Source organism: Streptomyces sp. NPDC058375 (assembly GCF_042723425.1).
Classification (GTDB): Bacteria; Actinomycetota; Actinomycetes; order Streptomycetales; family Streptomycetaceae; genus Streptomyces; species Streptomyces durocortorensis.
Map to the genome: position 1 here is coordinate 19635 of NZ_JBHXJG010000075.1, position 9393 is coordinate 29027.

The 9393-nt window shown below is 71.0% G+C and carries 9 protein-coding genes; 6 read left to right on the top strand and 3 right to left on the bottom strand.

All coding sequences use genetic code 11. From position 1 onward, the window contains the following. Window positions 1-1005, bottom strand: coding sequence for a hypothetical protein (locus ACFWM7_RS15135; RefSeq protein ID WP_383260354.1), 1005 nt, complete (start codon window positions 1003-1005; stop codon window positions 1-3). Continuing rightward, window positions 983-1630, bottom strand: coding sequence for a dihydrofolate reductase family protein (locus tag ACFWM7_RS15140; protein WP_383260340.1), 648 nt, complete (start codon window positions 1628-1630; stop codon window positions 983-985). Before ACFWM7_RS15140 ends, ACFWM7_RS15135 begins: the two co-directional genes overlap by 23 nt. Window positions 1631-1801: 171 nt before the next feature. Here ACFWM7_RS15140 and ACFWM7_RS15145 point away from each other — a divergent pair, with 171 nt between their 5' ends. From ACFWM7_RS15145 to ACFWM7_RS15160, 4 genes are all read left to right on the top strand, one after another. Continuing rightward, window positions 1802-2380 carry a flavoprotein gene (locus tag ACFWM7_RS15145; protein WP_383260342.1) on the top strand — a complete coding sequence of 193 codons (579 nt, stop codon included), beginning with the start codon at window positions 1802-1804 and terminating at the stop codon, window positions 2378-2380. A gap of 57 nt (window positions 2381-2437) precedes the next feature. Next, entirely contained in the window at window positions 2438-2908 is a 471-nt protein-coding gene (locus ACFWM7_RS15150; protein ID WP_030076978.1) for a cation:proton antiporter regulatory subunit, read from the top strand. Between the two features lie 2 nt (window positions 2909-2910). Further along, window positions 2911-4197, top strand: a complete 1287-nt coding sequence (locus ACFWM7_RS15155) for a cation:proton antiporter (protein WP_356565472.1) — start codon at window positions 2911-2913, stop codon at window positions 4195-4197. Between the two features lie 168 nt (window positions 4198-4365). Further along, on the top strand, window positions 4366-4821 hold the full coding sequence (locus ACFWM7_RS15160) for a tellurite resistance TerB family protein (RefSeq protein WP_383260345.1): 456 nt from the start codon (window positions 4366-4368) through the stop codon (window positions 4819-4821). A gap of 117 nt (window positions 4822-4938) precedes the next feature. Here ACFWM7_RS15160 and ACFWM7_RS15165 read toward each other — a convergent pair whose 3' ends face one another. After that, the gene (locus ACFWM7_RS15165; RefSeq protein WP_383260347.1) at window positions 4939-6012 is read right to left on the bottom strand and encodes a PucR family transcriptional regulator; all 1074 of its coding nucleotides are present in this window, start codon (window positions 6010-6012) and stop codon (window positions 4939-4941) included. A gap of 472 nt (window positions 6013-6484) precedes the next feature. On the opposite strand from ACFWM7_RS15165, the gene ACFWM7_RS15170 reads away from it, so the two are divergent. Further along, window positions 6485-7138 carry a hypothetical protein gene (locus tag ACFWM7_RS15170; protein ID WP_383260350.1) on the top strand — a complete coding sequence of 218 codons (654 nt, stop codon included), beginning with the start codon at window positions 6485-6487 and terminating at the stop codon, window positions 7136-7138. A gap of 126 nt (window positions 7139-7264) precedes the next feature. Next, complete coding sequence (locus tag ACFWM7_RS15175; protein ID WP_383260352.1) at window positions 7265-9385, top strand: flotillin family protein; 2121 nt, start codon at window positions 7265-7267, stop codon at window positions 9383-9385. Window positions 9386-9393 lie beyond the last annotated feature (8 nt).

The window sequence follows — 9393 nt, forward strand, 5'->3', positions numbered from 1 at the left end:
CTACTGGTCGCGGGTGGCTCCCGACGCGGCGGCGAGCCGGGACCGCCACCCGTCCGGGTTCCGCCCGGCCTCCACGGCCACTGCCGCTTCCTCCGCGAGGTCGACGCCGAGGTCCGCCGCCCGGCGTTCGGCCCAGCGGGCCCAGGCGGCGGCCTGCCGGCAGTCCGGACACTCGGTCTCGCCCGCCATGGCCCGGAAGACGTGCTCGCTACCTGGCCCCGCACAGGTGATGAGCGGCGGAACGTACCGAGGGACGGCAGACGGTGGCGTCGGGTCGGGTGGCAACGGATCCGAGGTCGACGGCTCCGGCTCGACGTCCCGTGCCGGCAGGGCGGCTTCGGGCATCTTCTCCAGAAGCCGATGCCCCAGGAACCCGGCGGCGCACCGCACCCCGCCCCTCGGAAGTCGGCTGCTCAACACCCGTCGCAGCTCGCCGCCGGAGATCCCGCGCCGGAACCACTCGGCAGCCTGCGCGACGAGGGGCCGGGCTTCGGCCACACCGAGGTGAAGATCCTCAGAGGCATGCCGAAGCGACAACAACACCCTCTCGGCTTGGTCCTCTTCAGCCGTCAACGGCCCATACGCCATCGCTGTACGCGGGGCTTCGGTGGGTGGGCGGGAAGAGTTCTTCTCCTGTTCTTCGTCTACCGGTAGTTGATGACCGACGGTCCGAGCCTTCGGCTGACCGACGGTCGGAAACCGCACACTCGGAGACGAGGGATCGCCGATGCCGACACTGTGCCAGAGGCCGAGAACCTCGGCCTCGGCCAACGGTACGTTGGAGAAGAGCTGTTGGGTGACCCAGCGCCCCCGCTCACCGGAGACCCGCCGCTCATGCACGAACCCGTGCATGACCAGTTGCTCCTTGGCTCTCTGGAAGGCCCGCCCCTTGATGCCCAGCTTCCGGGCGTGCTCGGACAACGCGAGGTGCGCCTGCGCGTCGGGCAACCCTTGCGGCGGCGCAGGTGGCAGACCCCCGACGTCACTTCCGCCAGAACAGGTGATGCGTCATGCCGCTCGGGCTCGGCACGACATCCAAGTGGTACCGGTCACGCAGGTCGTCCGGCGAGTCCCACAGGCTCAGGCCCGTGCCCAGCTTCACCGGGGAGACCGCCACGTGCAGGGTGTCGACCAAACCGGCGTCGAGGAACTCGCGGATGGTGGTGACGCCGCCGCCGAGCCGGACGTCCTTGCCGCCCGCGGCTTCCCGCGCCCGGTCCAGCACCGTCGCCGGGTCGGCGTCGACGAAGTGGAACGTGGTGTCGGAGAGCGTGAACGAAGGGCGCGTGTGGTGCGTCATCACGAACACCGGGGTGTGGAACGGGGGTTCGTCGCCCCACCAGCCCTGCCACTCGTGGTTCTCCCACGGGCCGCGCTGCGGGCCGAACTTGTTGCGGCCCATGATCTCGGCCCCGATGTTGTGCGCGAAGTCCCGCGTGAAGTAGTCGTCCAGGCCGCGGCTCCCGCCGGGGTCCGTGCGGTTCGGCCAGCTCGCCGTCGCGCCCGCCCAGGAGAAGAGCCGGCCCGGGTCGACGTGACTGCCGAACGGCCTCTCCAGCGTCTGGTCCTCGCCGGCGGCGATTCCGTCGCTCGACACCGTGAAGTTCTGAACTCGCAGCAGTTGAGCCATGCCGTCCGTCCTCCTGTGGTCCGGTCCTGACGTTCTCCGTGGGTAGACCGGGGGCGCCGCCTCAACTCATCGGTCGGTCGCGTCCGCAGGTCTCTCCTCCTCACCCACTATCGCCGTCCGTCCCCCGTACGCTGCTGAGCCGCACCGCCTCAGCGATCACCAGGGGAGCCCATGAGCCAACAGTCGGACCAGTCGGGCCGGAAGCCGTTCCTGTACGTCGTCGTCTGCGCGGCCGGCGTCGCCCGTGACGTCGACCGGCTGTTCGCCGCCGCGCAGGACGCCGGCTGGGACGTGGGCGTCGTCGCCACCCCGCAGGGGCTCGGGTTCCTCGACGCGGCGGCCGTCGAGGCGCGGACCGGGTATCCGATCCGCTCGGGCTGGCGCTCCCCCGGCGATCCCCGGCCGTTCCCGGACCCGGACGCGATCGTCGTCGCGCCCGCCACGTTCAACACCATCAACAAGTGGGCGGCCGGGATCTCGGACACCCTGGCCCTCGGCATCCTCTGCGAGGCGTACGGGGCCGGCGTCCCCACCGCCGTACTCCCGGCCGTGAACTCCCTGCTCGCCCAGCACCCCGCATACGGCGAAAGCCTGGCCAGGCTGCGCGAGATGGGCGTCCGGGTCAGTGCCCGCACCCCGCACACGCCCAAGTCCGGCGACCCCGCCGCCTTCCCCTGGGAAGAGGCCCTGGAGCTGCTCGCACCGCCGTCCGGCGGCCCCTCGACGGATTTCGGCCGCCCGATAAGGTAATGGCCGGATAAAGAGATCACCAAGTGCGCGCGCCGCCGCACGTCTCGGGAGGAAGCCATGGGAACCCGCCGTACGTCACTGCCCGGAGTGGGTGCTCAGTACGACTTCACGACCGAGACGGGACAGCACATTTCGGTCGTCGTCCACCACGACGGACGCCGGTTCATCGGGTTCTACGAACAGGACGACCCTGATTCGTGCCAACTCTCCGTCCCCCTGACGACAACCGAGGCCACCGCCCTCGCGCACCTCATCGACCCGGCGCCCATCGACGCCGTGCGGACCGAGGGCATCGACCTCGTCACCGAGCACATCCCGCTCGGATCCCGCTCCCCGTACGGCGGGCGGCTGCTGGGGGAGACGCGGGCGCGGACCCGGACCGGGGCGTCCATCGTGGCGGTGCTGCGCACCCACAGCGCGCACCCGTCGCCGGAACCGGATTTTCGACTGGCCATCGGGGACACGCTCGTCGCCGTCGGTACGCGTGAGGGCGTGGACGCGCTCTCCGAGATCATTGCGGAGGGCTGACCGTGCATGACACGACTGCATTGCTGGTGGAGCTGGGGGCCGTCATCCTCGGGCTGGGGCTCGTCGGGCGGTTCGCCGGGCGGATAGGGCTCTCCCCCATTCCGCTCTACCTGCTCGCCGGGCTCGCTTTCGGCCACGGCGGCCTCATCCCGCTCGACGCCAGCGAGGAATTCACCATGGTGGGCGCCGAGATCGGCGTCATCCTGCTGCTCCTCCTGCTGGGGCTCGAATACAGCGCCTCCGAACTCGTCACCAGCCTCAAGACGCAATACCCCTCCGGCGCCGTGGACTTCGTCCTCAATGCCACACCCGGCGCCGTCGCCGCGCTGATCCTCGGCTGGGGGCCCGTGGGCGCCGTCGCGCTCGCCGGTGTCACCTGGATCTCGTCGTCCGGCGTGATCGCGAAGGTCATGACCGATCTCGGCCGGCTCGGTAACCGCGAGACGCCCGTCATCCTCGGCGTCCTCGTCATGGAGGACCTGGCGATGGCGGTGTACCTGCCGCTGCTCACCGCCATGCTCGCCGGGGTCAGTCTGGCCGGCGGCAGCCTCGCGCTGGTCATCGCGCTCGGGGCCGTCGGCCTCGTCCTCTACCTGGCGCTCCGCCACGGCCGTCTGATCAGCCGCGCGGTCTCCTCCGACAACCCGGAGATGCTGCTCCTGGTCGTCCTCGGCCTCACCGTCCTGGTCGCCGGTGTCGCCCAGCAGCTCCAGGTGTCCGCGGCCGTCGGCGCGTTCCTCGTCGGCATCGCGCTCTCCGGCGAGGTCGCCGAGGGCGCCCGCAAGCTGCTCACCCCGCTGCGGGACCTGTTCGCCGCCGTGTTCTTCGTCTTCTTCGGACTCTCCACGAACCCGGCCGACATCCCGCCGGTACTGCTGCCCGCGGCCCTGCTGGCCATCATCACCACCTTCACCAAGATCGGCACCGGCTACTACGCCGCCCGCCGCGCCGGAGTCGGCTCGCGCGGTCGCTGGCGCGCCGGCGGCACCCTAGTGGCGCGCGGTGAGTTCTCCATCGTCATCGCCGGTCTGGCCGTGGCCACCGAGCCGCGCATCGGCCCCATCGCCACCGCGTACGTCCTGATCCTCGTCATCGTCGGCCCCCTCACCGCCCGGTGGACGCAGCCGATCGCGGCGAAGATCGAGGCCCGTCGCGGCGGTGGCGGCGGCGACAAGCCCGTCGGCGTGAGCGGCGCGGAGGCCGAGCCCGTCGCGAAGTCCGCTCCCGAGCGCCGGCTGGGCTCGCACGACGACCTCACCCCGGAGCCGGCGGGCGAGAAGCACGAGTAGGCGCCGCCCTGCCGCTGACACTCGCGGACCACGGCCGGGCCCCCGGACACACACCTCGTGTCCGGGGGCTCCGTCGTCCCCTGCGCAAAGCTCCCGATTCCAGCGCCGCGAGACATCCCGGCTGCTAATCTCTACACGCTTGTAGAGTTGTCAACCTAGGGAGATGTCATGGCTCTGTGGGATCGCATCAAGGAATCCGCCTCGTCGATGCAGACGCAGTTGGAGGCGAAGAAGAACGAGCTGACGTCGGGGTCGTTCCGGGACGCGAGCATGGCCATGTGCGCTCTGGTCGCCGCCGCCGACGGTTCCGTCGACCCGAGCGAGCGGCAGCGCGTCGCTACGCTCATCGCGACCAACGACGTCCTGCGGAACTTCCCCGCCGACGATCTGCAGCGCCGCTTCAACGCGTACGTCGACCAGCTCACCGCCGACTTCGCCTTCGGCAAGGTCAGCGTGCTCCAGGAGGTCGCCAAGGCGAAGAAGAAGCCCGCCGAGGCCCGTGCCGTGGTCCAGATCGGCATCGTCATCGGCGGTGCCGACGGTGACTTCGACGCCTCCGAGCGGGGCGTGGTCCGGGAGGCGTGCTTCGCCCTCGACCTGCCGCCGCACGAGTTCGACCTCTAGCAACCCGCACGGCGAGGAACCCGTACGGCGAGCGACCCGCACGGCCGGCAACCTGCACGGCGAGCAATCCGTACGGCCGGCAACCTGCACGGCGCTTCATCGGCCGGCCCGGGTGCCTCACAGCTCCTTGTCCGGCCAGTCCAGCAGCCGGGCGCCGATGACCGCCGTCTGCAGGCTGTAGCGGTGCATCGGGTCCGAAGGGTCGGACCCGGTCAACTGGTGGATGCGTTCCAGGCGGTACGTCAGCGCCCGTACGCTCAACGCCAGCCGGCGGGCGGTCTCGGCGGCGACGCAGCCCGCGTCGAAGTAGACCGCCAGCGTGTTCAGCAGCGGTTCCGCGCCGCCCCTCGCCTTCTGGAGCGGACCCAGCTCGCTGCGCACCAGGTCGGCCATCGCCTGCCGGTCCCGGGTCAGCACCGGGTAGACCATGAGGTCCGAGGCGTACAGCACGGGGTCCTCCATCCCCATCCGGTCCGCCAGATCGAGGGCTTCGAGCGCCTCGTCGTACGAGTGGACCACCCCGCCGGGGCCCTTGTGCGGGCGGCCGACCGCCACCTGTCCGCCGTCCGTCGCCGCGTGCGCCTGCTTGGCGAAGTACCTCAGGACGTCGGGCTGGCTGCCCGGCGCGATGCAGACGATCCGGCCGTCCTTCGTCGTCAGCAGGATCTTGCGCCCGCTGAACCGCGTCAGCAGCGCCGCCTCCACACTGCGCGGCACCGCGTCCGTCTCGGTGTACGCCTCCGGGCCCGACGCCACCGCCACCGCGTGGGCCCGGGAAAGCCGCAGCCCGAAGCGGGTCGCCCGCTCCGCGAGCCGGACCAGATCGCTGCGCCCGTAGAGCAGGTCGTCGATGAACTCCCGGCGCGCCGCCTCCTCCCGCCGTACGGTGAGGCGTTGGGCCCGCTCGAAGCCCTCGGCGAACGCGTCGACCGCCTGCTCCACCGCGGCCAGGACCGCGTCGGTCGCGGCAGGGGAGTTTCCGGCAGTAGCTCGCGGCCAGGCTTCACGGGTGTGCGCCAGGTGCATCGCCACCAGGGCACGCAGCTGATGACCCGCGTCCGCCGCCGCACGGCCCAGCGCGCGCCGCTCCTCCAGTTCGTTACGCGTCAGGCGACGGCCGGTGAGGGCGACTTCGCCCAGAATATGGGCATAATTGCCCAGCATTTCCTCGGGAATCCTCGGCTCGGCCACGTACCCTCCTTCAGCCTTGCAACAGTCCTGTCATTTCCCCAACGCACACGGGGCGGTGCCGGTGCCCGGCATCAGCAAAGCGTAAAGATTGCCGGGATCCGGCAATGCGTTGAGGGGGGCCCGGCTGACAGGATCAGGTCAGCAACAACACGGGGGAAGCACACGGGGGAGCACCGGGGGAAACCGGGGGACGGGGGAGCGGAAGCCCTTCTCGACGCTTGGATCCCGGACCGTCCACGGGGGATCGAGGACGGTCCGGGAGAGGGCCGGCGGGAGGGCTTCCGAAGGGGCACGACCCGGCCGCCGCGGCACGTTACGACCACGCCGCGGTCGCCGGGCCCCGCCGCCCGCCGACCCGGCCGCTCACCGCTCGACCGCTCGTCGACCGGCCGCCGCTCGCCGCCCCCGTACCGGATCACGGACGCGCACCGCCGCAGGGCCTGCGCGCAGAACCGCAGGGGAGGTGGGACCGATGGACGAGTTCCTGAACGCGGCGACCGGATTCCCCGCCGTCATCTTCGGCGCCGCTCTCGTGGTCGTCGTCTGCTTCTGGCTGCTGGTGCTGGCCGGGGCGGCCGGCCACGACTCCTTCGACGCGGACCTCGACACCGGCCCGGTCGGCTTCGGCGGTGTCCCGGTCTCCGTCTCGATCTCCCTGCTGGTCGTCTTCGCCTGGTTCGGCAGCCTGACCGGCACGGTCCTGCTCGACCACAGCCACACCGGCAGCACCACCCGCGCCGCCCTCGCCATCGCCGTGCTCGCGGGGTCGCTGCTCCTCGCCTGGGCGGCCGTCCGCCTCCTCGTCCACCGCTTCCGCCGGTACTTCCCGGCGGAACCTCCGCCATCACGGCTGGACTTCGTCGGGAGCGTCTGCACGATCCGCACCGGCTCCGTCACCGCGGTCTTCGGCCAGGCCGAGGTCGTGTCGCGCGACGGATCGACGGCCATCGTGCAGGTCCGCCGGGCCGCGTCCTTCGCGTCCCCCTCCCGGCTCTCCGGGCCGGGCGCCGAGGAAGCGCCGCTCGTCATGGGCGGCTCCGGACTCCTCTACGCGTACGACGAGGACGGCGAGTTCTTCTGGGTCGCGCCCTACGACGCGGCGCTCGATCCGGGCCCGACCGGCTGACAGCGGCGCTCGGTCCGGGACGAGCGGCCGACGTTCGTCCGGCCCGTCTCCGTTCTGCGTAACCGCTGGTCACCGCCGCACCGCGCTGTGCCACTTCCGTTCCCACCAGCCGCCAAGGACTCTTCTATGGATGCCATCTCCTTGGGCATCGGCGTGCTCATCGCCGTTGTCCTGCTCATCGTCATCGCCATCGCCTTCGTCATCACCCGGCTGTTCCGCAAGGTCGAGCAGGGCAAGGCGCTGATCATCTCCAAGACCAAGAAGGTCGACGTGACCTTCACCGGGGCCGTCGTCCTGCCCGTGCTCCACAAGGCCGAGACGATGGACATCTCGGTGAAGAAGATCGAGATCCACCGCGCCGGGCGCGAGGGACTGATCTGCCAGGACAACATCCGCGCCGACATCCAGATCACCTTCTTCGTCCGGGTCAACAAGACCGTCGAGGACGTCATCAAGGTCGCGCAGTCCATCGGTACGCAGCGGGCGAGTGACAAGGCCGCCATCCAGGAGTTCTTCGCGGCGAAGTTCTCCGAGGCCCTCAAGACGGTCGGCAAGCAGCTCGACTTCGTCGACCTGTACACCAAGCGCGAGGAGTTCCGGGACCGGATCATCCAGGTCATCGGCACCGACCTGAACGGCTACCACCTCGACGACGCCGCGATCGACTTCCTTGAGCAGACCCCGATGGCGCAGCTCGACGGCTCCAACATTCTCGACGCCCAGGGCATCCGGAAGATCACCGAGCTGACGGCGATCGAGCACGTGCGGACCAACGAGTTCCAGCGCACCGAGCAGAAGGAGATCACCCGGCAGGACGTCGACGCCCGCGAGACGATCCTGGAGCTGGAGCGCCGGCAGGCCGAGGCCGAGATCAAGCAGCGCCGCGAGGTCGAGAGCCTGCGGGCCCGCGAGGAGGCGGCCACCGCCCGGGTGCAGGAGGAGGAGCGGCTCGGTTCGCAGAGCGCGTTCATCAAGACCGAGGAGCAGCTCGGCATCCAGCGCGAGAACCAGGCGCGGGAGATCGCCGTCGCGCAGAAGAACCGCGAGCGGGTCATCGCCGTCGAGAGCGAGCGCATCGAGAAGGACCGGATGCTGGAGGTCATCGGGCGTGAGCGCGAGACCGAGCTGAACCGGATCGCCGCCACGAAGGAGGTCGAGGCCGAGCGCCGCGAGGTCGCCGACGTCATCCGCGAGCGGATCGCGGTGGACCGTACGGTCGCCGAGCAGGAGGAGTCGATCCTCACCCTGCGCGCCGTCGAGGACGCCGAGCGGGCCCGGAAGTCGGTCATCATCGCCGCCGAGGCGGAGGCGCAGGAGAAGCTGGTCAAGGACATCAAGGCGGCCGAGGCGGCGGAGGCGGCCTCGACGCACCTGGCGGCCGAGCAGCTCACGCTCGCCGAGGCGCGACTCAAGACCGCGGACCTGGACGCGCAGGCCAAGCTCCGGCTGGCGGAGGGCGTCCAGGCCGAGACGGCCGCGCCGGGGCTCGCCGCCGTACAGGTGCGGGACGCGGAGGCGGACGTCACCGAGAAGGCCGGTCTCGCGGAGGCCGAGGCGACGGCGGCCCGGCTCAAGGCCGAGGCGGAGGGCGCGCGGCTCAAGGCGCTCGCCGACGCGGAGGGCACCCGGGCGCAGGCGACCGCCGACGCGGCGGTCATCGGCGAGAAGCTGAAGGCGGAGGCCGCGGGGCTCACGGAGAAGGCGGCCGCGATGGCGGCGCTGGACGAGGCGTCGCGCGGGCACGAGGAGTACCGCCTGCGGCTCGACGCGGAGAAGGAGATCCGGCTGGCCGGCCTGGACGTGCAGCGGCAGGTCGCCGAGGCGCAGGCGTCGGTCCTGGCGACGGGTCTGGAGAACGCCGACATCGACATCGTCGGGGGCGACTCGGTCTTCTTCGACCGGCTGGTCTCGTCGGTCTCGCTCGGCAAGGCGGTGGACGGCTTCGTGGAGAACTCGCAGACCGCGCAGGCGCTGGCGGGGCCGTGGCTGGACGGTTCGTCGTCGTTCACCGATGACCTGAGCCGGGTGCTGGGGTCGGTCTCCACGGGTGATGTGCAGAACCTGACGGTGTCGGCGCTGCTGATGCGGCTGATGGGGTCGCCGGGGGCGGCGTCGGGCCAGGTGGAGCAGTTGCTGGCGGCGGCGCGGGAGTTGGGGCTTGCGGATCTGCCGGTGTCTTCGGTGACGAACGGTACGAAGGTGGCTCCCGCGGGTGTGTCCCTGAACGGGGCGGGGGCGACGGGGTAGCCCCGGGG